The following is a 21470-nucleotide window of genomic DNA, read 5'->3' on the forward strand; positions in this document are numbered from 1 at the left end:
GTCTGAAGGTGTTGATTAACGGTCGCTCAATCGAGATCGTCGGTCGGGCCGCTGGTGAAGATCAGCCCATGTTTGCGCAGCTTGTCGTGCAAGGTTTTACGCGGGATGCCCAGCGCTTCGGCAAGGCTGCGCACGGAGCTGTGTGAGCGCGCCAGTTCGGCGGCGATCAGGCTCTTTTCGAAGTTTTCCACTTGCTCGCTCAAGCCGCCGCTGACCACATCAACCATCGTGTTGGGGCCGCCGCCGGGCGTGTTGTTGTCCAGCGCCAGTTCGAGGCCCAAGGCAAAGCGTTCGGCGGCATTTTGCAGCTCGCGAACGTTGCCGGGCCAGGTGTGGCGCAGCAACAGGGCGCGATGCCCCGGTTGCAATTCATGGGAGGGTAAACCGTGGCGGGCGCTGGCTTCATCGGCGAAATGCTGGAACAACATCAACGCGTCTTCGCCACGTTCGCGCAGCGGCGGAATGCGCAGCGGTGCGACGTTCAGGCGGTAATACAAGTCGGCGCGAAAGCGTCCTTGATCGGCGGATTGGCGCAGGTCTTCCTTGGTCGCGGCGATGATGCGGATGTCCAGCGGGATCAATTGATTGCCACCCAAGCGCTCGACGACGCGCTCCTGTAGCAATCGCAGCAATTTCACCTGCACATCCAGGCTCATGCTTTCGATTTCATCGAGGAACAGCGTGCCGCCGTTGGCGAACTCGAACTTGCCGATGCGACGCTTTTGCGCGCCGGTGAACGCTCCGGGCTCGTGGCCGAACAACTCGCTTTCCACCACCGACTCGGCCAGCGCACCGGCATTGATCGCCACGAACGGGCCATTACGACGGTTCGACAAATCGTGCAGCGCCCGCGCCACGACTTCTTTGCCGGCACCGGTTTCACCCAGAATCAACACATCAGCCTTGGTCGCGGCCAGCGCGCCAATCTGTTCGCGCAGACGCAACATCGGCGCCGATTGCCCGACCAGCCGGGTGCTCAATTCATTGCGATCGCTCAAGGCCAGACGCAGGCTGCGGTTATCCAGCACCAACCGACGCAACGCCAAGGCGCGACGCACACTGTCGAGCAAGGCATCGCTGGCGAAGGGTTTTTCCAGGAAGTCATAAGCCCCGGCGCGCATGGCTTGCACCGCCAGCGGTACATCGCCGTGGCCGGTGATGAGCAGCACGGGCAGCTCCGGGTCCTGGGCATGCAGTTCGGTCAGCAGTTCGAGACCGTCCATGCCCGGCATGCGAATGTCACTGACCACCACGCCCGGCCAGTCGCGCTCCAATTGCACGGCCAGGCCCTTGGCCTCGGCCAGCGGCAGGATCTTCAGGCCGGCGAGGTCCAGGGTCTGGCTCAGGGCCTGACGCAGGTGGGGATCGTCGTCGATCAACACGACCTGGATGCGGTTGTCGATGGTCATGCACTTCGGTCCTCGGACGGTTGCAGGCTCACACCCGGTGCGCCAGCGCGTAGCTTCAAAGTAATCAGGGCGCCGCCTTCCTTGTGGTTGGCGAACGACAGTTCACCCCCGAAGGCACGCATCAGAGTTTCACAAATCGCCAGCCCCAGCCCAAGCCCTTGTGTGCGAGTCTTGGTGGTGTAGAAAGGCTCGCTGGCGCGACCCAGGGCTTCCATGCAAAAGCCGGGGCCGTTGTCGCGAATGTACAGATGGACGCCGTCGGCGGTGGATTGGGCACTCAACCAGAGTTTACGCGGTGGACCTTTTTCGGTCAGCGCGTCCAGAGCGTTGGCCAACAGGTTACCGAGCACCTGGCGCAGACGGGTTTCCCCGGCCTCGACCCACAGCGTGGCGGCCGGCAAATCGCGGATAAGCTCGACTTCCATGCTGCGGCGGCGCTTGGCCAGCAACGCCAGCGCATCATCCAGCGCCGGTTGCAGAGCGACACTTTCCGGCGCGTGACGATCACGCCGGGCAAAGGCGCGCAGGTGAGCGATGATCGAGGCCATGCGCCCGGTCAGTTCGCTGATCAGTTTGAGATTGCCGCGCGCATCGTCGGTGCGTTGATGATCGAGCAGCACTTCGGCGTTTTCCGCGTAGCTGCGAATCGCCGCCAGTGGCTGATTGAGTTCGTGGCTGATGCTCGCCGACATCGTTCCCAATGCCGACAATTTACCGGCCTGGACCAGATCATCCTGCGCGCGCACCAGTTCCTGCTGGGCGTGTTCGCGCTCCAGCACTTCCTGTTTCAAACGCCGGTTGAGACCTTCGAGGTCGCTGGTGCGTTCGGCGACCCGGCCTTCCAGTTCGCGACGGGCCTTGGCTTCGAAGGCGATCCGTTCGAGGTAATGGCGGCGGCGCTGCATCATCAGCCCAAGCAGCAGCATCAACACCAACAGCGTGGCGCCTCCGATGGCGACCACCGTACGCACCGGTCGGTCGATCAAGGTGCGCGGGGCGAGGATGCTGACGTTCCAGCCGGTTTCGGCGATCTGCTGGGTCTGAGTCAGCCAGGCGTTGGGGTTGAGCTTCAGCGGTTTGGGGTCACGGGTCGGGTAGGGCTGGATCGCGGTTATCGCTTTGCTTTCTTCGTCGCTCAACGGACGGGTCGAGCGGAAGCGCCACTCTGGCCGTGACGTGAGAATGACCACGCCGTTATGGTCGGTCAGCAACAGCTGTTCCGGGGTTTTGCCCCAGAGACTTTCGGTGTGGTCCAGATCAACCTTGACCACCAGCACGCCGATGACTTTTTCGCCATCGCGTACTGCGGCGGCGAAGAAGTAGCCGCGTTTGGCGGAGGTCGTGCCCAGGCCGAAAAACCGTCCGAGCCGCCCGGCCATGGCTTCGCTGAAATAGGGCCGAAAGGAAAAATTACGGCCGACAAAGCTGTCGTGTTTGTCCCAATTGGACGCCGCCAGCGTTTTGCCGCGGGTGTCCATCAAGTACATGACTTCGGCACCGGTCTGGGTGCTGATGTTTTTCAGCAAGCGGTTGGCATTGCCTTGGGTGACGCTATCGTCCGGCGCGCCGAGTACCGCGCGCAGGGCCGGCAAGTCGCCGAGGATTTGCGGCAACACTTCATAACGATGCAGCGTGCCCAGCAGGTTGGCGACGTACAGGTCGAGGGTTTGGCGATTTTGCCCGGCCAGTTCGCTGCGGTAATAGCGCTCGGCCAAGTGCTCCAGCGGCCACAGTAACGGCGCCAGGCATAGCGCCACCAGGGCGAGGCTGCGCCAGCGGGGTCTGCGAGGGAGGGTCGGAGTCATGAGCATCGGGCGCCTGGGGGTACAGGCGCATTATGCCTAGGCTTGCCCGGCAAGACACTCGCGCAACGCGGTTTGCCAGTCAGGCTGACTGACACCCCATTCACGCTGCAGTCGGCTGCAATCGAGGCGCGAGTTCAGTGGCCGGGCAGCCGGTGTCGGGTAGTCGCTGGACGGAATCGGCAGCAGGTTTGCGCACGGCTTGCCCTGTTCGCGAAGCGCATCGCCAATGGCCTGGGCGAAGCCGAACCATGACGTTTCACCCTGGGCTGTCAGGTGGTACGTGCCCCAAGCGCCGGCCTGTCCCGCTTTCCAGCGTTCAATCAGCGCGACGGTGCTGCTGGCAATCGTGCCGGCCCAGGTGGGCGCGCCGATCTGGTCAGCGACAATGCGCAATTCCGGTTTTTCTTGCAGCAGGCGTTGCATGGTCAGCAGGAAGTTGCGGCCGTGGGTCGAGTAAACCCAACTGGTGCGCAAAATCAGATGCTGGCCTTGAACAGCCGTGATCGCCTGTTCACCGGCCCGTTTGCTCTTGCCGTAGACGCCGAGCGGGTTGGGTGCATCGTCTTCGTTGTACGGTTCGGTCTTGCAGCCGTCGAACACGTAATCGGTCGAGTAATGAATCAGCGGGACGCCCAGTGCCTGCGCTTCTTCGGCCAACACGCCCGGGCCGATCGCATTGATGGCAAATGCCAGCTCCGGTTCGCTCTCGGCCTGATCGACAGCGGTGTGAGCCGCCGCATTGATAATCAGGTCGGGGCGAACCTGCTGTACGTGCTGGCGAATCTGTTCCGGTTGAGCCAGATCAAGCTGATCGCGCCCCAGCACAATCAATTCGTCGACATCACCCAGGCGCCGCTGCAGCTCACGCGAGACCTGACCGCTCTGACCACTGATGAGAATTCTCATGGAAACAGATCAGCCTCTAGAAAGTACTGACCGTTCTGATCCTTGGCCGACAACTGCGGGGGTTCTTCCAGTTGCCAGTCGATGGCGAGGGTCGGATCGTCCCAGCGGATGCTGCGTTCGGCGGACGGCGTGTAGTAATCCGTGGTCTTGTAGAGAAACTCGGCGAAGTCGCTGAGTACCACAAACCCATGGGCAAAGCCTTCGGGCACCCAGAGTTGCCGATGGTTTGCGGCGGACAATCGCACAGCCACCCACTGACCGAAATGTGTCGAGCTGCGACGGATATCCACCGCGACGTCGAGCACTTCCCCGGCGGTCACCCGCACCAGTTTCCCTTGGGTATTTTCCAGCTGATAGTGCAGACCGCGCAGCACACCTTTCTGCGAGCGTGAGTGGTTGTCCTGAACGAATTGCGTGTTCAGGCCGGTGGCCGCTTCGAACGCCTTGGCATTGAAGCTTTCGTAGAAAAAGCCGCGCTCGTCACCAAAGACTTTGGGTTCAATGATCAATACACCGGGCAAGCGGGTTTCAATCACATTCATTGTTCTTCCCCGGCCAGCATGAAGAGGTATTGGCCGTAACCGGTCTTGCCGAAATAACTGGCGCGCTCCAGCAGAAGCTCGCGGCTGATCCAGCCATTTTCGTAAGCGATTTCTTCCAGGCAGGCGACTTTCAGGCCCTGGCGGTGCTCGATGGTTTGCACGTACTGAGAGGCTTCTAGCAGGCTGTCGTGAGTGCCAGTGTCCAGCCAGGCGAAACCGCGCCCGAAACGCTCGACCTGCAGATCGCCGCGCTGGAGGTAGGCATTGTTGACGTCGGTGATTTCAAGCTCGCCGCGAGGCGAGGGTTTCACGGCCTTGGCGATGTCGATCACGTCGTTGTCGTAGAAATACAGCCCGGTCACCGCGTAGCTGGACTTTGGTTTTTTCGGTTTTTCTTCGATCGACAAGGCGCGGCCTTCACTGTCGAAATCAATCACCCCAAAGCGTTCCGGGTCTTTGACCCAATAGCCGAACACGGTAGCGCCGGAGGGGCGTTTTGCCGCGTTTTTCAATTGATCGCCGAAGTGCTGGCCATGGAAGATGTTGTCGCCCAGGATCAGGCAGACCGGATCATCGCCAATGAATTCTTCACCAATCAGAAATGCCTGCGCCAGACCGTCCGGTGACGGTTGTTCGGCATAACTGAAGTTCACCCCGAACTGACTGCCATCACCCAACAGGTTGCGGTACTGCGGCAAATCCTGAGGCGTGGAAATCAGCAAAATGTCCTTGATGCCGGCCAGCATCAGGACCGAGATCGGGTAGTAGATCATCGGTTTGTCGTAGACCGGCAACAGCTGCTTGGACACGCCCAGCGTGATCGGGTGCAGACGCGTGCCCGAGCCGCCTGCCAAAACAATGCCTTTCATCATGCGAGCAGCTCCTTGGTATTGATGGCGCCCAGGCGTTCACCCTGATAGCTGCCGTCCTGGACACGGTGGCACCACTCCAGGTTATCCAGATACCACTGAACGGTTTTGCGCAGGCCGGTTTCGAAGGTTTCTTCAGGTACCCAGCCCAGTTCGCGTTCGATCTTGCTGGCGTCGATGGCGTAACGCAGGTCGTGGCCGGGACGGTCCTGGACGAAGGTGATCAAATCGGCGAAGTGCGCCATGCCCTCAGGCTTTTGCGGCGCCAGTTCTTCGAGCAGGGCGCAGATGCCACGCACCACGTTGATGTTCTTTTGTTCGTTGTGACCGCCGATGTTGTACGTCTCGCCGACTACCCCTTCGGTGACCACTTTGAGCAGCGCGCGAGCGTGATCCTCAACAAACAACCAGTCACGCACTTGCAGACCGTTGCCGTACACAGGCAGTGGCTTGCCGGCCAGGGCGTTGAGAATCACCAGCGGGATCAGCTTCTCGGGGAAGTGGAATGGCCCGTAATTGTTCGAGCAATTGGTCAGCAATACCGGCAAGCCGTAGGTTCGGTGCCAGGCGCGGACCAAGTGGTCGGACGCGGCTTTACTGGCGGAATACGGCGAACTCGGCGCGTAAGGCGTGGTTTCGGTGAACAGGTCATCGACGCCGTGCAGGTCGCCGTACACCTCATCGGTGGAAATGTGATGGAAACGGAAGGCGGCTTTTTCAGGCTCGGCCAAGGTGTGCCAGTAGGCGCGGGTCGCTTCCAGCAGGCTGTAGGTACCGACAATGTTGGTCTGAATGAAATCCGAGGGGCCGTCGATGGAGCGGTCGACATGGGATTCGGCTGCCAGGTGCATGATTGCGTGCGGCTGGAAGCGCGTCAGCACCGCGCTGACGGTCGCTTGATCAACGATATCGGCTTGCACGAATTCATAGCGGGTGTCGGTGGCAATGCTAGTCAAGGATTCGAGATTGCCGGCGTAGGTCAGCTTGTCCAGGTTGAGCACTTCGTGCCCGGTGTGCCGGATCAGGTGACGAATCAGGGCAGAGCCAATGAAACCGGCACCGCCGGTGATGAGAATACGCATGTTGGCCAGCCTTTTTCCGAAAGACGATAAAGCGAATGAGCATAGCTTGTCGGCAGGAGCAGGGTGGTGCAAGAGGGTTGTTGGTCGTATTTGGGATTTACAGTGTCAACGGGGGTTGATTATCGATCGATGCAGTGGCGATATAAGCGCCTAATAAAATTTCAGAGGTCGTTGTATGCCGCTCGCCACGTTGATTCATCGCGCCAGTTTGCCCAGCCCGCAAGTGTCTGCGCAGCAAGCGCTTGAGCTGCTGGAGGGGCATTATGGGCTGAGCGGGAAGCTACAGGCCCTGGGCAGCCAGCAAGATCTCAATTTCCGCGTCGACAGCGACCAAGGGCGATTCGTCCTGAAAATCTGCCGTGGCGACTATTCAGCGTTGGAACTGCAAGCCCAGCACGCAGGGCTCAAGCATTTGCGCGAGCACAGCGGCGTGAAAGTGCCGCGAGTTATCCCGGCCAAAAACGCTGCGGATTTGCTCACGCTGGACGTCGCAGGCCAATCGGTGCACGTGCGCCTGCTCGACTACATCGAGGGCCAGTCGCTCACCCACCTCGATCATTTGCCAGGCGCCGTGGTCGCCGGTTTCGGTCAACTCTGCGGCGAAATGGACCTGGCCCTGGCCGCTTTCGACCATCCGGGACTTGAACGCACGTTGCAGTGGGACGCTCGTCACGCCAACGCATTGATCGGCCATTTGCTGCCGGTGATCAAGGATGACGCGCAACGCCGGTTGGTCGCCGAGGCCGCCGAACGCGCCGAGCGTCATTTGCAACCGCTGGTAGATAGGTTACCGGTGCAGGCCATTCACATGGACATCACTGACGACAACGTGGTCTGGCAGCGCGATGCGCAGCGCCAGTGGCAATTGCAGGGCGTGATCGATTTCGGCGACCTGGTCCGCACCTGGCGTATCACCGATCTTTCGGTGACCTGCGCGGCGTTGCTGCATCACGCCAATAGCGATCCGTTTTACATCTTGCCGGCGATTCAGGCCTATCACGCGATCAACCCGTTGCAGCGCGAAGAACTGCTGGCGCTCTGGCCGTTGATCGTCGCGCGGGCGGCGGTGCTGGTGCTCAGTGGCGAGCAGCAGGTCAGCATTGATCCGGGCAATCAATACAGCCGCGACAACCTCATTCATGAATGGGAAATTTTCCGCGTCGCCACCTCGGTGCCGCTGGAATTGATGGACGCGGCGATCCTGACGTGCGTTGGCCAAAGCCTGCCGAGCATCGGCAGCGAAGGGTTCGCGCCGTTGCTGCCGAGCCTGGTGGGGCGCGAGTTTGCGCTGATTGATCTGGGTGTGCTCAGCCCGCATTTCGAGGAGGGTAACTGGGAACAGGAAGGCATCGATCAGCGGCTGCTGACTGAAGCCGCTGCAGCTCACGGTCTGGCGGCCAGTCGATATGGGCAATATCGGTTGTCGCGCACGCGACCAGACAGTGCCGACGAGCCGGACACCTGCCCGTTGCACGTCGAGCTGCGAGTGCCACACGGCACGGCCGTCGAGTCGCCGTTTGCCGGGGTGGTTCATCAGCCGGCGACGGGTGTGCTGCAACTCGACGGCCCGCAACTCAGCGTACGGCTATGGGGCGTGACCCCGTCGCTGCACACTGGCGCGGCACTGGTCAAAGGCCAGGTGCTGGGTTCGGTCAGCGGGCCTCTGATCGTGCAGTTGTGCCGAGGCGCTGGCTTCACGGCGCCCCTGTTTTGCACGCCTTCTCGTGCCCTGGCCTGGCAAGCCTTGTGCCCGTCGCCGGCAGCGCTGTTGGGACTGGCCTGTGATGCGGAAGAGGAACTGGATTCGCAGACTCTGCTGGCGCGCCGCGACGCCAGTTTCGCCCGCACCCAGAAGCACTACTACGTCGACCCGCCGCGCATCGAACGCGGCTGGCGCAATCACCTGATCGACATGCAGGGCCGTTCCTACCTCGACATGCTCAACAATGTCGCGGTACTCGGCCATGGCCATCCACGCATGGCCGCGGTCGCCAGTCGACAGTGGTCGCTGCTCAACACCAATTCGCGCTTCAACTACGCCGCGGTCGCCGAGTTCTCCGAGCGCTTGCTGAAATTGTCGCCGGACTCCATGGACCGCGTGTTCCTGGTCAACAGCGGCAGCGAAGCCAACGACCTGGCGATTCGCCTGGCGTGGGCCTACAGCGGAGGTCGCGACATGCTCAGCGTGCTGGAGGCCTACCACGGCTGGACGGTGGGCGCGGACGCCGTCTCGACTTCGATCGCCGATAACCCCAAGGCCTTGAGCAGCCGTCCGGATTGGGTGCATCCGGTCATTGCGCCGAATACGTATCGCGGAGAGTTCCGAGGCCCGGACAGTGCGCCGGACTACGTACGCAGCGTCGAACACAACCTGGCGAAAATCGCCGCGCAAGGTCGCCCATTGGCCGGTTTCATTTGCGAGCCGGTGTACGGCAATGCGGGTGGGATTTCGTTGCCAGCGGGTTATCTGAAACAGGTTTATGGACTGGTTCGAGCCCAGGGTGGCGTGTGCATCGCCGACGAAGTGCAGGTCGGCTACGGGCGTATGGGGCACTTCTTCTGGGGCTTTGAGGAACAGGGCGTGGTGCCGGACATCATCACCATGGCCAAAGGCATGGGCAATGGGCAGCCGTTGGGCGCGGTGATCACGCGTCGGGAAATCGCCGAGGCGCTGGAAGCCGAAGGGTATTTTTTCTCCTCGGCAGGTGGCAGCCCGGTCAGTTGCCAGATCGGCATGGCGGTGCTGGATGTGATGGAAGAAGAAAATCTCTGGGAAAACGCCCAGGTGGTGGGCGGGTACTTCAAAGAGCGACTGGAAGCACTGATCGATATCCATCCGCTGGTGGGCGCGGTGCATGGTTCCGGTTTCTACCTGGGCGTCGAGCTGATCCGCAATCGCGAGACTTTGGAACCGGCAACCGAAGAAACCACGGCGCTGTGTGATCGCCTGCGTGAGCTGGGGATTTTCATGCAGCCGACCGGCGACTTCCTCAACGTGCTCAAAATAAAACCGCCGATGGTGACCTCGCGTCAAAGCGTGGATTTCTTCGTCGACATGCTCTCGAAGGTGCTCGCAGAGGGCCTGTAAATACCTTCTCACTGTGTGCATAAGGACAAATGTGGGAGCGGGCTTGCTCGCGAAGGCGGTGCGTCAGTCGGCAACAATATCGCCTGACACACCGCCTTCGCGAGCAAGCCCGCTCCCACTTTAGAGGTGTATTAATTCGATAGATATCGGCTTTTAGGCAAAAAAATATGACAAATGGTTTGTCGGTGGCTTCTAAAGCCGATATTTATCGGATATAAAGTCACCGCAGCCTCGGTGTGGACGAACCACGCCCGATGCTTCCCATTTCTGTCATGGGTCGAGGCCACACTCGACCCCACGCCTTTGCTCAGGAGCCGATTCATGAGCCGTATCGTTACCGTCGCCGCTACCCAGATGGCCTGTTCCTGGGACCTTGAAGCCAACATCGAAACCGCTGAGAAGCTGGTCCGTGAGGCTGCGGGCAAAGGCGCGCAGATCATCCTGATTCAGGAACTGTTCGAGAGCCCGTACTTCTGCCAGAAGCCGAACCCGGATTACCTGCAACTGGCCACGACCGTTGAAGACAACGTCGCCATCAAGCACTTCCAGAAAGTCGCCAAAGAGCTGCAAGTGGTGCTGCCGATCAGCTTCTACGAATTGGCCGGCCGTGCGCGTTTCAACAGCATCGCGATCATCGATGCCGACGGCTCCAACCTCGGGATTTATCGTAAAAGCCACATCCCGGACGGCCCTGGCTACCACGAGAAGTACTACTTCAATCCGGGCGATACCGGCTTCAAAGTGTGGAACACCCGTTACGCGAAAATCGGCGTGGGCATCTGCTGGGACCAGTGGTTCCCTGAGGCGGCGCGCAGCATGGCGTTGCAGGGCGCGGAAATCCTGTTCTACCCGACCGCCATCGGCAGCGAGCCGCACGACAAGACCATCTCTTCGCGTGATCACTGGCAGCGCGTGCAGCAGGGCCATGCCGGCGCCAACTTGATGCCGCTGATTGCCAGCAACCGTATCGGCAACGAAGAGCAGGACGGCTACGACATCACCTTCTATGGCTCATCGTTCATCGCCAACCAGTTCGGCGAAAAAGTTCAGGAGCTCAACAAAACCGAAGAAGGTATTCTGGTGCACACTTTCGACCTCGACGAGCTGGAACACATTCGCAGCGCGTGGGGTTCGTTCCGTGATCGCCGTCCTAACCTTTACGGCGCACTGAAAACTCTCGACGGTTCCCTGGAGTCCTGATTGTCATGACCACTTTGCACACCACGCCTCGCGCCGACGGTTTCTACATGCCGGCCGAATGGGCGCCACAAACCCAGACCTGGATGATTTGGCCCGAGCGCCCGGACAACTGGCGCCTGGGTGGCAAACCGGCGCAAGCCGCGCACGTGGCGGTGGCGAAAGCCATCGCGCGTTTCGAACCGGTGACCGTGGCGATTTCCGCAGGCCAGTACGAAAACGCTCGCGCCCGTCTCGACGTGCCGAATATTCGTGTGGTGGAAATGTCCAGCGATGACGCATGGGTACGCGACACCGGTCCGACATTTGTCATCAATAACCGTGGCGAAGTCCGTGGTGTGAACTGGGACTTCAACTCGTGGGGTGGTTTCGACGGTGGCCTGTATTCGCCGTGGAGCCGTGATTCGCAGGTGGGCGGCAAGATCCTCGAGATCGAACGTAGCCAGCGCTATCGCACCGAGGGCTTCGTGCTCGAAGGCGGTTCGATTCACGTTGATGGCGAAGGCACTCTGATCACCACCGAAGAGTGCCTGCTCAACCGTAATCGCAATCCGCACCTTGGGCGTGCAGATATCGAAGCGGTGCTCAGCGCCAACCTGGCTGTGGATAAAATCATCTGGCTGCCGGACGGTTTGTTCAACGACGAAACCGACGGCCATGTGGATAACTTCTGCTGCTACGTGCGCCCGGGCGAAGTCTTGCTGGCCTGGACCGATGACCCGCAAGACCCGAACTACCCGCGCTGCCAGGCAGCAATGAACGTGCTGCAAAGCAGCACCGACGCCAAGGGTCGCCCATTCACGGTGCACAAGATGCCGATTCCGGGGCCGCTGTACGCGACCGAAGAAGAGTGCGCGGGTGTCGACCCGGTGGACGGCACTCAGGAACGAAATCCTTCCGTTCGTCTGGCCGGTTCCTACGTGAACTTCCTGATCGTCAACGGCGGCATCATTGCGCCGAGCTTCGATGACCCGATGGACGGCCCGGCAAAAGAAATTTTGCAGACGCTGTTCCCGCAACATGAAGTGGTGATGGTGCCGGGCCGTGAACTGTTACTGGGGGGCGGTAACATCCACTGCCTTACCCAACAACAACCCGCTCCGCACAAGGAGTGAGTGAGGTCGTAACAGCCTGAGTCGATTGCGAAATCGATCAAAAAAAGCAACCCCCTATGCTGCTCGACGAAGAGCCCGCAATCCGTATGGACTGCGGGCTTCTTTGTATCCGCTTGTCGACAGATGCGAAACATTGGCACAGCTCTTGTATCTGTCATGGGTGAAACAGGGAGGGGGAGAACTGCGATGTTCTGTCATAAACCTTGGATAAGTTAGCCGCTCACAAACCAGGAGAGAGCGCTGAAATGAACGCCGAAGTGAACGTAGTGAGCGAGCGGGCGTCGCATCCCCTGGCAATTAATAGCGAATCGCTCCAGGTCCTTGCGCACTGGTTCAAGTCCAATGGAACGCGTCAGATCGGGGAACCTGATCCGCGCCGGATGATGATCGAGCGCTACCCCGCTGGTTTATTCAGCGAAGCGGAACTGGAAGCGTTGTGGGATGTGATGGAAGGATAAGAAGAATAAACAAAGGATTGATAAAGCGCTGCCGGGATGGCGGCGCTTTTTTTTTGCGTGAATTTTATGGGACGTAAACCGAACGTGTAGCAGCTGGCGAAGCCTGCGTCCGGCTGCGCAGCAGTCGTCAAACCGAACAGCGTGTTTTTTCAGAAAAACAGCGGTGTCCGGTTTACGAGGACTTCGTCCTCGAACGCAGCCTTCGGCAGCTGCTACAGGTTTTACTGCCTCCTTAGAAGCTGTAGGTTCCGGTCACCACCACGCTGCGCGGTTCGCCCGGCTGGATCTGCGCGGCACTCGTGGCGGAGGCGTAGTAGGTTTTATCGCTGATGTTGTTCAGCGCCGCGCGCAAGTCCCAGTCCTTGTGGCGGAACCCGGCCAGTGCATCCCAACGGCCATAACCGGGCAGCACAACCGTATTGAGGTTGTCGGCATAACGCTGGCCGACCAGGGTCAGGCCGGTTTCGGCGTACCAACCCATTTCCGGTTTCCACGTCAGGAACAGGCTGCCATTGTGCTTGGCCACATTGCTGATGCGTTTGCCTTCAAAGCCGTTGTTATCCTTCTCGACGGTGGCGTCCTGCACGCCCACACCACCGCGTACATACCAGTTGCCAGTGAGTTTGCCGGTGCCGGTCAGCTCGATTCCGCGCGAGCGTTGCAGGCCGCTCATCAAGGTCACGGTGGGGTCATTCGGGTCGCTGGTGCGACGGTTGTAGAGTTCCAGTTCGTAGATCGCCAGTGTGGTGCTCAGGCGATCATCGAGCCAATCGCTCTTCACCCCGATTTCTTTTTGCTTGGTCAGCTCCGGGCTCAAGTCATTGGCGTTACCGGGCGCACCCGGTGTGATGCCGATCAAACCGCCGCCCACCGGCGAAAAGGTTTTGGTCCAGGACGCGTAGAAGGAATGATTCTGCAGCGGCGTCCAGACCACCCCGACACGCGGGCTGGTGCTGTGGCTGTCACGGTCTTCGGAAATGTCCTTCAGCTTGTTGGTCGACTCAATGTCGAACGTGTCGTAACGCAGACCGGCCAGCAGTTGCCATTGATCGTTCAGGCGCAGTTGATCCTGCACGTACACCGCGCGGCTCTCGACTTCGGTGTGGCTGCTGCTGGACACCTGCATGCGTCCGGTATGGCGCAAATCGCGATTGGGGTTGTACAGGTCCAGGGCCGGCACGGGTGAACTGCCGCGTCCGGAAGTGGCGGCGTTGTACAAGGTCGGATCGCGGCGCTGGCTGCCCGTCTCGAGGCCGGTCAGCAGGCGATGCTCCAGTCCAAACGTGTGGAAACCGCCTTCCAGCTCAACGTTGTTGTACACGTTGCGGGTGGTCAGATCTTGCTGCCAGTGCTGGCGCGTCACCTTGTTGGTTGCCGGGGTGTAACCGGTCAGGTAAGTGTTGTCGAAATCGCTGTCGAGCTTGAACACGCCCAGGGTGTGGCGCAGTTGCCAGTTGTCGCTGAGTTCATAGCTGAGCCTGGAGCGTAGGGATTGCGACTTGTCGTCGATGAAATCGTGCTCGCTGCCGTAGGTCGTATCGCGTCCTACATCCGCCGGACGCCCATTCACACCGGGAACACCCCGATCCGGCGTACGGTTGTAGCGACTGTATTCGTATTGCACCAGCCAGTTCAGGTCCGGCGTCAGTTGCCAACTCATCGACGGCGCGAACAATTGCCGATTACCGCTGACGCCATCGCGAAAGCTGTTCTGATCCATGTTGCCCATGTTCAAACGCAGGCTGATGTTCTCGCTCGGGTCGGTGCTGAGGTCGGCATACAAGCTGCGCAGGTCATCGCTGCCACCCTGGGCTTCGAGGGTCGAGCGGCGACCGAACTCCGGCACCTTGCTGACCCGGTTGACGATGCCGCCCTGGCTGCCACGGCCATACAACACTGCTGCCGGGCCTTTGAGGACGTCGATGCGTTCGATGTTGTGCAAGTCGCGCACGTATTGGCTGTCATCGCGGATGCCGTCGAGGTAGAAGTCGTTGCTCGCGTCGAAGCCACGGATGCGCAGGCTGTCGAAGCGGGTATCGGCGCCACTGCTGATGTTGGGGAGGCCACTGAGCGCTGTGCCCAGGTCGTTGGTGCCGTAATCCATGACGTTCGAGGTTTTGATCGAGTCGATGGCCTGTGGCACGTAACGCACCGGGGTCTCTGTTCGGGTCGCGGTGTTGGTTTCTTTTACGCGAGGGTCATCAGCCTCCACATCGGCGCTGATCGCGGTCTCGGGTAAAACAGTGGTGGAAGCGCAGGCAAAACCGGTGGACAAAAAGGCAGACAGCCCAAGCGTAGCGGGCGTTAGACGGAACGGGGCAGGCATCAAGAAGCGCATCCGAAAGGGGTGGGAAATTTCAGGGTGCGAATGGTAATGCTTGTTATTTACTTTCGTTAATTGTTCTTGAAAATGGTGGCTGTTTGATTGTGTCGAGTTGTGTCGAAGTTGCTACAACGGCCACGCGGCGTCATTCGACCGATTCATGAAACAGACTGAAAGCCATTCCAGCGTTTTTCCGAAACCACCTGAGGATTAGTCTGCCGGCCATTGAATCTTCCTGACGTATTGCCGGAGCCTTGCAATGATCCTTCATTATATTTACGACCCATTGTGCGGCTGGTGTTACGGCGCCAAACCGTTGGTACAGGCTGCCCAAGGCGTGTTGCCCGTGATCGCCCACGGCGGCGGCATGATGACCGACGCCAACCGCCAGGCAGTTTCGCCACAACTGCGCAACTACGTGATGCCACACGACCGGCGCATCGCCGAGTTCACGGGCCAGCCCTTTGGTGAAGCCTATTTTGAAGGACTGCTGCGTGATGAAACGGCGGTGTTCGATTCCGCTCCACCGATCGCTGCGGTGCTGGCCGCTGAGCAGATAGCGGGGCGCGGTGTCGAGTTGTTGGGGCGTTTGCAGACCGCTCACTATGTGGAAGGTCGGCGCATTGCGGACGAATCGGTGCTGCTTGAATTGGCAATAGGCATCGATTTGGAGCCCGTGGCATTTGCGGCCGCCTTGAAAAGTGCCAATACCGATCAGCACATCAAAGACAGTCGCGCCTTACTGGCCCGCGTCGGCGGTCAGGGTTTTCCAACGCTGGCGCTTGAGCAAGATGGCCAATTCTCCCTGGTTGATGTCAGCCCATGGCTCGGCAAGCCGGAGGCATTTGCGACCTGGCTTGCGCAAAGCGCTTAGGCGTTTTTCGTCTATCCATAGTCAATTCGTCAAATTGACAGGCAGTTGTGGGCCCGACTAGGATCGCGCCCAACGCCTGTGGCTAACCGCCACGACTCAAAAATAATAAAAGGTCCGCCACGATTTTTTCGTGTGCGGGCCTTTTTGTTTTGGGGTGAAAAAAGAGTGCGATAGCGCCGTTTCAGCCGTTCGACACAGCGCGTTTCAACCCGAAATAAGGAAAACAAGATGTTGAACAAGCGAATCAGCCTGATCGCTCTGGGGATATTGAGTGCAACACCGGCCATGGCTAACGACCAGGCCCAATCCAAGGGTTTCGTAGAAGACAGCAGCCTCAACGTGCTGCTGCGCAACGCCTACATGAACCGTGACTACAAAGACGGCAACCCGGATAAATCCGAGTGGGGCCAGGCGGCCATCGGCACGTTCTCGTCCGGCTTCACCCAAGGCACCGTGGGTGTGGGTGTGGACGCTTTCGGTCTGTACGCCCTTAATCTGGAGCGCAGCGAAGACCGTAGCGGCGCGCAAGGCATCGACTTCTTCAAGAAGGGCGCCAGCGGCCAGCCTGCTGATGATCTGTCCAAGGGCGGCGCGGCCGTCAAATTCCGTCTGTCCAGCACCACGCTGACTTACGGCGACCAGATGCCGGCCCTGCCGGTGTTGAACTACGACAACTCGCGTCTACTGCCAGAAAGCTACACCGGTACCCTGATCACCTCCAAAGAGATCAAAGGCCTGCAACTGGACGCCGGCCGCTTCACCGCCGAGTCGCGTAAAAGCGCTGAAGGCCGTGACAGCGGTGGCTTGAAGTCGATCAACGTATTGGGCGGCAGCTACCAGTTCACCGAACAATTCAAAGGCGCGCTGTACGCTTCCGATGTCGAAGACGTGCTGAAGAAGCAATACGTGAACGCCAACTACCTGTTCCCGATCGACAAGGATCAGTCCCTGACCTTGGACTTCAACGGTTACCGCACCAAGCTGGACGATGCTTACGTCCGCGAAAACGGGATCACCGGCGACGACAACAAGATCTGGAGCCTGGCCGCAACATTCGTCACCGGCCCGCACTCGTTCACCCTCGCGCACCAACGCAGCACCGGTGACAGCAACCTGGGCTACGCCTACGGTGGTTATCAGAAAGACCAGGGGCGTATCGGCGACGGCGGCAACACCATCTACCTGGCAAACTCCTACTGGTCCGACTTCAACGCTGAAGACGAGCGCAGCTGGCAGTTGGGCTACGGTTTGGACTTCAGCACATTCGGCGTTCCGGGCCTGACCTACAACTTCGCTTATGTGCGCGGTGACAACATCACCACGTCCACCAGCGAAGGCGGTACCGAGCGCGAAATCTTCAACCAGTTCAAGTACGTCGTGCAAAATGGCCCGGCCAAAGACCTGAGTGTGAAGTTGCGCAGTTCGGTTCTGCGTGTGTCGCAAAAATCCAGCGAGTACAACGTCAGCGGTAACGAAGTGCGTGTGTTCGTGGATTACCCGATCAGCATCTTCTGATGATCGACTGAGCGTTAAAACTCGAAAAAAACCCCGATTGATTCGGGGTTTTTTTTGCCTTGTGACTGCAACAACGCACTAAAAACCGCTGTTTTCAGTCTTGAAAAGTGGAATTGAAGCGACTTCATACTCCGTTTCAAGCAGTGCTTGATATGCCTGAAATTCTTTCTCATGGACGCAAATCCTGTGCTCTCTAGATTAGGTAGCTAAATGCACGGAGATTTTGAAAATGCTCGTTTTGAATAAAGAAGTGGGCGAATCGCTACGGCGCGACAAATACGTCAACGTCAAAAGTAGTGACTTCAATCTATTCGGTCACTTCTCCGACTTCGTCAGATTGACCCGAAGTTGGGAAAACATGGAGCCCGACAGTTACTACGGTCAGGCTGACGCGGGCAATCGATACCGTCGCTACAGTGATTTCGAATACAACCCGGTGACCCGTGAACTGACGCAGCTGGAACACCGCGCCTACGTCCAGTCCAAGGCTAACAACGCCTACGTGGGCGGAATGGTTCGGCACTTCCAGGACTTCTCCGATGAAATCATTCATTCGCCGGTGATGCGCAGCCTGATCGACACGGATTTCGAGGTGTACAAAAACGTTCTGCCGCCGGAACTGCACGATGAAATCTGGCAATGCCAGATTCACCAGATCCGCATCGAGATCAAGCCAGGCAAGCAACTGGAGATCACCCCGGAAGGCATTCACTGCGACGGTTACCCGTTCAGCGGCGTGCATTTCTGGGGGCGCAATAACGTGGAGGGGGCGGAAAGCCGCTTGTACAGCGCCCATGAACAAGAACATCTGGCGTCGACGACTTACACCGACATTCTCGACACCACTTACTTCCTGGATCGGGACATGCGCCACTACGTCACGCCGGCGCGCAACACCCATTCCCACGCCATGGCTTATCGGCAAATTCTGGCGATTTCCTTCTCGCGGCCCGGGACCGCTTTCGACATTGTTCGCTGAACAGTACAACGCCGCGATCAGCCTCGCCGAGTGCCCTGCACCGGTAATGCTGAGGCGTACGACAGCCAAGGATGCCCAGCGCCTGGAGCGCTTCTTCCGGCAATTCGAAGAGGTGTCTTTCTGCGAATGGCAGGACGCCAAATGCCTGCGTGGTGTATTGGTGCAAAAGACCACCACCGCATTCATTGCGCTGGACGCCAGTGGCGAAATCGTCGGCGCGGTACTGGGCGGCATGCTCGGCAGTCGCGGCACGATCAACCATTTGGCCGTGAGCCCGATGTATCGCAGCCAGGGTGTCGGTCAACGCTTGGTTGAAGCGGCATCGGCGGACATGAAACGCGTGGGCGTGCTGCGCATGTTCCTGTTTGTCGACGATGCCAACCTCGCCGGCAAACGTTTTTGGAGTGCCCAGGGTTTTTGCGAACCGCGTGGCGAAAGAACATTTGAGAGGGATCTATGAATGAGACGTCCAGCAGCCGTCCGCTGATGGTCGGGCCACAACAACGCTCGCGCACCTTTGCAGAAGCCAGCCCGGTAGTGGCGGGCTATTTCACGGTGTCGTTCGTGTTCGGCCTGATGGCGGTCAATGCCGGGATGCCGGTGTGGTTACCGGTCGCGATGTGCCTGTTTGTCTACGCCGGTGCTTCGCAGTTCGCTGCGCTGGCGCTGATTACCAGCGGCGCGTCACTGACCACCATCGTCCTCACCACGTTTCTGATCAACGCGCGGCACATGCTGATGTCCGTTTACATGGCCAAGGCGTTGCAGGCGATGGGGCTCAGTCGACTTGAGCGTTGGTGTTATGCGGGTGGGTTGACCGATGAGTCGTTCGCCTTCCACAGCGTCAAACTGGGCAAGGGTGCGCCGGTCAATGTGCGCTACCTGATCGGCTTCAATCTGTTTTGCCACACCTCGTGGGTGCTCGGCGGATTGCTCGGGGCGATTTGCGCGCAGTACGCGGCGCACTTGATCAAGTATCAGCTCGACTACGCGCTGACGGCGATGATGCTCTACGTGCTGGTTTCGCTGTGCAATACGCGTAACAAACTCATCGCTGCACTGGCCGCCGTCGCCTGTATGGGCGCACTGAGCCTGGTCGGCAGCTCGCCGTTCAACGTATTCATCGCCACCTTTGTGGGCTGCGGGGTGGGTGTATGCCTGACCAAACGTTCCTGATTCTGGTCGTCGTCCTGATGATGGCTGTGACGTTCTTGCCGCGTGCGCTGCCGCTGCAAGTGAACACCGACCATTGGCCGCCCTTCGTCGCCCGGGCGCTGGAATTCCTGCCGGTGGCGATCGTCGCTGCCATCAGCGTCACACCGCTGTTGATCAAGGATCAACACGTGCAGCTCGATCGCCCGGAATTTTATGCCGCGATTCCGACGTTGTTATGTGCGTACTTCAGCAAAAACCTCTTTCTCTCCGTTGCGGTGGGAACGGCTGCGTACATTGCGCTCGGTTCGTTCATGTAGCGCCAGGTCGACCACATCGTGCAAAGCCTGGCCCGACAACTCTGGGTTATTGACCGCCAACCGAACTTCGAGGGCATCCTCGAAGCCAGGGAAAATGGTCAAGCCGTTACGTTGGGCGGCGTCACGGGACACCATGCCCAGGCCGTCCATTTGCGTGATCAAGGAGAGCGTCAGCGTCTCACTGCAGGAGTAAACCATCCGTTTGTTCGACTCGTAATTGCCAAGGCCGGCGTCGAGAAAGCGCAAGAAACTGTGGGAATACGGACAATCGTCGGCCGGACGCACCTGAAATTTGTTGCCAAGCATCACCAGCGGATCATGTTCCTGACCGCAATGGGCACCGACCACCTGCACCTGAACCTCGGGCAGGATAATGCTGGGCATCCCTGGCTGCTGCGGGCCGATCAACACGGCCAGGTCAAAGTCTTCGTTTTTGAGCTTGCTGAGGTTTTCCATCGACTCGGCGTAGCTGAATTCCAGCTGATAGTCGGGAAACACCTCAATCAGGCGTCCGATCATTCGTCGATTGAAGTCAGCCGAAAGCGTTGTGTTCAGCGCCACTTTGAGCGTGCGCTGCCCAGGCTCTTTCAGCGCAGCAACTTTTTCTTCCAGTTGCCGCGTGGCCACCAACACCTTGTCCATGAAAGGCGTGAGTTCCGAGCCCTGCGTGGTCAGGGTCAACCCCTTGTTGGAGCGACGAAACAACCGAAAACCAAACTGCTCTTCGACTTTGTTCAGCTGTGCAGCCAATGCCTGCACGGTCAAACAGGAATGCTCTGCCGCCGCTGACAATGAGCCAGTCTGCACAATGCGCATCAGGTTGCGTAGGGTTCTGCTATCCATTGGGTAATGCCCTCTGAAGTGGGCTGGCTATTGTTGTGTACCTGGCCGTCGGTTGGGCGATACGTGCTGGCTATAATCCTGCACCTGAACCCGCTTGTCCCGAGTTTAGTAGCGAATTGATGCTGGCGTCCGATGGTTGGAGGGTTGCGCAGGATCGCGGGTTTCTGGGGGAGGGTGGGTGATCGGGGTCAAAGAATGCTCGGACCGGGAGGTTTGGGCATTTTTTTGTCGTTTGTTTTCATATGGGCGCGCCATTTCGTACGTATAAGAAAGCCGCTACCTGCACGGCTATCGGACGTCTCCCAGTCAAAAAGAGGACCCGCCTGATTTCCATCCCTGACTTGTTTCGCTGAAATATCGACTCATCAATTCGAGATTTTTCTCCGAATTTGAGCCCATTGGATATCAAGGCATTTGCCCGCACCAACCAAGTGCAGTCGATCTCAATCACGCCTTGGACCAGGCACTAAACAAGCATCGGCATGGGATGTTGGTTTATCAACGATGTCTTCCCCACAAACAAAAAAAGCATCCTGATTAGGCTGCTTTTCTTGAAGAGGTTGCTTGATATTGTGCTCCCTCAAGCAGGGGAGAAGAGGTCTCACCCGAGCGCTGATCTCCAGGTCATCAACGGGGTTCCTAACGCCGACTATCGCCACCTGATGGCAGTCGGTTTCGCGCTCTTGGACCGATTCTCTGCCACTTGCGACGTCGGTATCAACTTGAAGATCTTGAGTCGACCATCCGGATTCATTTGACGATTTCGAAACGTTTTTATGCAAACAGGCAGTTTTATGATCGTTTTTATGCACGAAAACTCATTTTTATGCAGAGGGCCGAAATTACTAACGATGTCCTCAAGCTTAAAAGCCTCGAGCAATTCGGGGCTTTTAAGCGCGCGGTGGCTCGTCTCGATTAAGGTTTACACCTTGTTACCTCTTTCAACGAGGGCATAAATTCACCTGCCATAGCAAGCTCCTCCACCGCAAATGA

At 58.9% G+C, this 21470-nt stretch carries 19 protein-coding genes; 10 read left to right on the top strand and 9 right to left on the bottom strand.

Annotation, left to right across the window (positions count from 1 at the left end; all coding sequences use genetic code 11):
- Positions 1-26 precede the first annotated feature (26 nt).
- Genes BMS17_RS27325 through rfbB form a run of 6 tightly spaced genes read right to left on the bottom strand, consistent with a single transcriptional unit; the run spans position 27 to position 6613 of the window.
- Entirely contained in the window at positions 27-1409 is a 1383-nt protein-coding gene (locus BMS17_RS27325; RefSeq protein ID WP_046031284.1) for a sigma-54 dependent transcriptional regulator, read from the bottom strand.
- Positions 1406-3214, bottom strand: coding sequence for an ATP-binding protein (locus BMS17_RS27330; RefSeq protein WP_046031373.1), 1809 nt, complete (start codon positions 3212-3214; stop codon positions 1406-1408). Before BMS17_RS27330 ends, BMS17_RS27325 begins: the two co-directional genes overlap by 4 nt.
- A 36-nt stretch (positions 3215-3250) precedes the next feature.
- The gene (gene rfbD / locus BMS17_RS27335) at positions 3251-4120 is read right to left on the bottom strand and encodes a dTDP-4-dehydrorhamnose reductase (RefSeq protein ID WP_046031283.1); all 870 of its coding nucleotides are present in this window, start codon (positions 4118-4120) and stop codon (positions 3251-3253) included.
- A complete protein-coding gene (gene rfbC / locus BMS17_RS27340; protein ID WP_046031282.1) occupies positions 4117-4662 on the bottom strand; it encodes a dTDP-4-dehydrorhamnose 3,5-epimerase in 546 nt (181 codons plus the stop codon). Before rfbC ends, rfbD begins: the two co-directional genes overlap by 4 nt.
- Positions 4659-5534 (bottom strand): glucose-1-phosphate thymidylyltransferase RfbA, encoded by an 876-nt coding sequence (gene rfbA, locus BMS17_RS27345; RefSeq protein WP_077432260.1) that lies wholly within the window; start codon positions 5532-5534, stop codon positions 4659-4661. Before rfbA ends, rfbC begins: the two co-directional genes overlap by 4 nt.
- Positions 5531-6613, bottom strand: a complete 1083-nt coding sequence (gene rfbB, locus BMS17_RS27350) for a dTDP-glucose 4,6-dehydratase (RefSeq protein ID WP_077432261.1) — start codon at positions 6611-6613, stop codon at positions 5531-5533. The genes rfbA and rfbB overlap by 4 nt, the downstream gene beginning before the upstream one ends.
- 175 nt (positions 6614-6788) lie before the next feature.
- Between rfbB and BMS17_RS27355 the strand changes: the two genes are divergently transcribed.
- From BMS17_RS27355 to BMS17_RS27370, 4 genes are all read left to right on the top strand, one after another.
- On the top strand, positions 6789-9701 hold the full coding sequence (locus BMS17_RS27355) for an aminotransferase (RefSeq protein WP_077432262.1): 2913 nt from the start codon (positions 6789-6791) through the stop codon (positions 9699-9701).
- Between the two features lie 321 nt (positions 9702-10022).
- Entirely contained in the window at positions 10023-10901 is an 879-nt protein-coding gene (aguB, locus tag BMS17_RS27360; RefSeq protein ID WP_046031278.1) for an N-carbamoylputrescine amidase, read from the top strand.
- A gap of 5 nt (positions 10902-10906) precedes the next feature.
- Positions 10907-12013 carry an agmatine deiminase gene (gene aguA / locus BMS17_RS27365; protein WP_077432263.1) on the top strand — a complete coding sequence of 369 codons (1107 nt, stop codon included), beginning with the start codon at positions 10907-10909 and terminating at the stop codon, positions 12011-12013.
- 245 nt (positions 12014-12258) lie between these two features.
- Positions 12259-12471, top strand: coding sequence for a hypothetical protein (locus tag BMS17_RS27370; RefSeq protein WP_046031276.1), 213 nt, complete (start codon positions 12259-12261; stop codon positions 12469-12471).
- A gap of 232 nt (positions 12472-12703) precedes the next feature.
- Here the strand turns inward: BMS17_RS27370 and BMS17_RS27375 are convergent, their stop codons facing one another.
- Positions 12704-14797 carry a TonB-dependent siderophore receptor gene (locus BMS17_RS27375; RefSeq protein ID WP_077432440.1) on the bottom strand — a complete coding sequence of 698 codons (2094 nt, stop codon included), beginning with the start codon at positions 14795-14797 and terminating at the stop codon, positions 12704-12706.
- 256 nt (positions 14798-15053) lie between these two features.
- Here BMS17_RS27375 and BMS17_RS27380 point away from each other — a divergent pair, with 256 nt between their 5' ends.
- The 6 genes from BMS17_RS27380 to BMS17_RS27405 all read left to right on the top strand — a co-directional run bounded on the left by BMS17_RS27380 (position 15054) and on the right by BMS17_RS27405 (position 19634).
- Positions 15054-15668 carry a DsbA family protein gene (locus BMS17_RS27380; RefSeq protein WP_046031275.1) on the top strand — a complete coding sequence of 205 codons (615 nt, stop codon included), beginning with the start codon at positions 15054-15056 and terminating at the stop codon, positions 15666-15668.
- A 228-nt stretch (positions 15669-15896) separates the two neighbouring features.
- Entirely contained in the window at positions 15897-17183 is a 1287-nt protein-coding gene (locus tag BMS17_RS27385) for an OprD family porin (RefSeq protein ID WP_077432264.1), read from the top strand.
- Positions 17184-17412: 229 nt separating this feature from the next.
- Positions 17413-18162: a 2OG-Fe dioxygenase family protein gene (locus tag BMS17_RS27390; protein ID WP_046031273.1), complete on the top strand. Its 750-nt coding sequence runs from the start codon at positions 17413-17415 to the stop codon at positions 18160-18162.
- Positions 18163-18208: 46 nt separating this feature from the next.
- A complete protein-coding gene (locus BMS17_RS27395; protein WP_175649052.1) occupies positions 18209-18622 on the top strand; it encodes a GNAT family N-acetyltransferase in 414 nt (137 codons plus the stop codon).
- Entirely contained in the window at positions 18619-19338 is a 720-nt protein-coding gene (locus tag BMS17_RS27400; RefSeq protein WP_046031272.1) for an AzlC family ABC transporter permease, read from the top strand. Before BMS17_RS27395 ends, BMS17_RS27400 begins: the two co-directional genes overlap by 4 nt.
- On the top strand, positions 19317-19634 hold the full coding sequence (locus BMS17_RS27405) for an AzlD domain-containing protein (RefSeq protein ID WP_077432265.1): 318 nt from the start codon (positions 19317-19319) through the stop codon (positions 19632-19634). Before BMS17_RS27400 ends, BMS17_RS27405 begins: the two co-directional genes overlap by 22 nt.
- Here the strand turns inward: BMS17_RS27405 and BMS17_RS27410 are convergent.
- Positions 19551-20477: a LysR family transcriptional regulator gene (locus BMS17_RS27410; RefSeq protein ID WP_046031271.1), complete on the bottom strand. Its 927-nt coding sequence runs from the start codon at positions 20475-20477 to the stop codon at positions 19551-19553. The genes BMS17_RS27405 and BMS17_RS27410 overlap by 84 nt on opposite strands.
- 443 nt (positions 20478-20920) lie before the next feature.
- Positions 20921-21289, bottom strand: a complete 369-nt coding sequence (locus BMS17_RS30225) for a hypothetical protein (RefSeq protein ID WP_139348151.1) — start codon at positions 21287-21289, stop codon at positions 20921-20923.
- Positions 21290-21470 lie beyond the last annotated feature (181 nt).

Origin of the sequence: Pseudomonas sp. C9 (assembly GCF_002000165.1) — a bacterium.
Taxonomy (GTDB): Bacteria; Pseudomonadota; Gammaproteobacteria; order Pseudomonadales; family Pseudomonadaceae; genus Aquipseudomonas.

Bases quoted from the DNA above. Each gene is read 5' to 3' on its own strand.
- BMS17_RS27375 (WP_077432440.1), bottom strand. From the start codon at position 14,797: ATGCCTGCCCCGTTCCGTCTAACGCCCGCTACGCTTGGGCTGTCTGCC.
- aguB (WP_046031278.1), top strand. From the start codon at position 10,023: ATGAGCCGTATCGTTACCGTCGCCGCTACCCAGATGGCCTGTTCCTGG.
- BMS17_RS27405 (WP_077432265.1), top strand. From the start codon at position 19,317: ATGCCTGACCAAACGTTCCTGATTCTGGTCGTCGTCCTGATGATGGCT.
- BMS17_RS27355 (WP_077432262.1), top strand. From the start codon at position 6,789: ATGCCGCTCGCCACGTTGATTCATCGCGCCAGTTTGCCCAGCCCGCAA.
- BMS17_RS27385 (WP_077432264.1), top strand. From the start codon at position 15,897: ATGTTGAACAAGCGAATCAGCCTGATCGCTCTGGGGATATTGAGTGCA.
- rfbD (WP_046031283.1), bottom strand. From the start codon at position 4,120: ATGAGAATTCTCATCAGTGGTCAGAGCGGTCAGGTCTCGCGTGAGCTG.
- BMS17_RS27330 (WP_046031373.1), bottom strand. From the start codon at position 3,214: ATGACTCCGACCCTCCCTCGCAGACCCCGCTGGCGCAGCCTCGCCCTG.
- BMS17_RS27400 (WP_046031272.1), top strand. From the start codon at position 18,619: ATGAATGAGACGTCCAGCAGCCGTCCGCTGATGGTCGGGCCACAACAA.
- rfbB (WP_077432261.1), bottom strand. From the start codon at position 6,613: ATGCGTATTCTCATCACCGGCGGTGCCGGTTTCATTGGCTCTGCCCTG.
- rfbA (WP_077432260.1), bottom strand. From the start codon at position 5,534: ATGATGAAAGGCATTGTTTTGGCAGGCGGCTCGGGCACGCGTCTGCAC.
- rfbC (WP_046031282.1), bottom strand. From the start codon at position 4,662: ATGAATGTGATTGAAACCCGCTTGCCCGGTGTATTGATCATTGAACCC.
- BMS17_RS27325 (WP_046031284.1), bottom strand. From the start codon at position 1,409: ATGACCATCGACAACCGCATCCAGGTCGTGTTGATCGACGACGATCCC.
- BMS17_RS27390 (WP_046031273.1), top strand. From the start codon at position 17,413: ATGCTCGTTTTGAATAAAGAAGTGGGCGAATCGCTACGGCGCGACAAA.
- BMS17_RS27395 (WP_175649052.1), top strand. From the start codon at position 18,209: ATGCTGAGGCGTACGACAGCCAAGGATGCCCAGCGCCTGGAGCGCTTC.
- aguA (WP_077432263.1), top strand. From the start codon at position 10,907: ATGACCACTTTGCACACCACGCCTCGCGCCGACGGTTTCTACATGCCG.
- BMS17_RS27410 (WP_046031271.1), bottom strand. From the start codon at position 20,477: ATGGATAGCAGAACCCTACGCAACCTGATGCGCATTGTGCAGACTGGC.
- BMS17_RS27380 (WP_046031275.1), top strand. From the start codon at position 15,054: ATGATCCTTCATTATATTTACGACCCATTGTGCGGCTGGTGTTACGGC.
- BMS17_RS27370 (WP_046031276.1), top strand. From the start codon at position 12,259: ATGAACGCCGAAGTGAACGTAGTGAGCGAGCGGGCGTCGCATCCCCTG.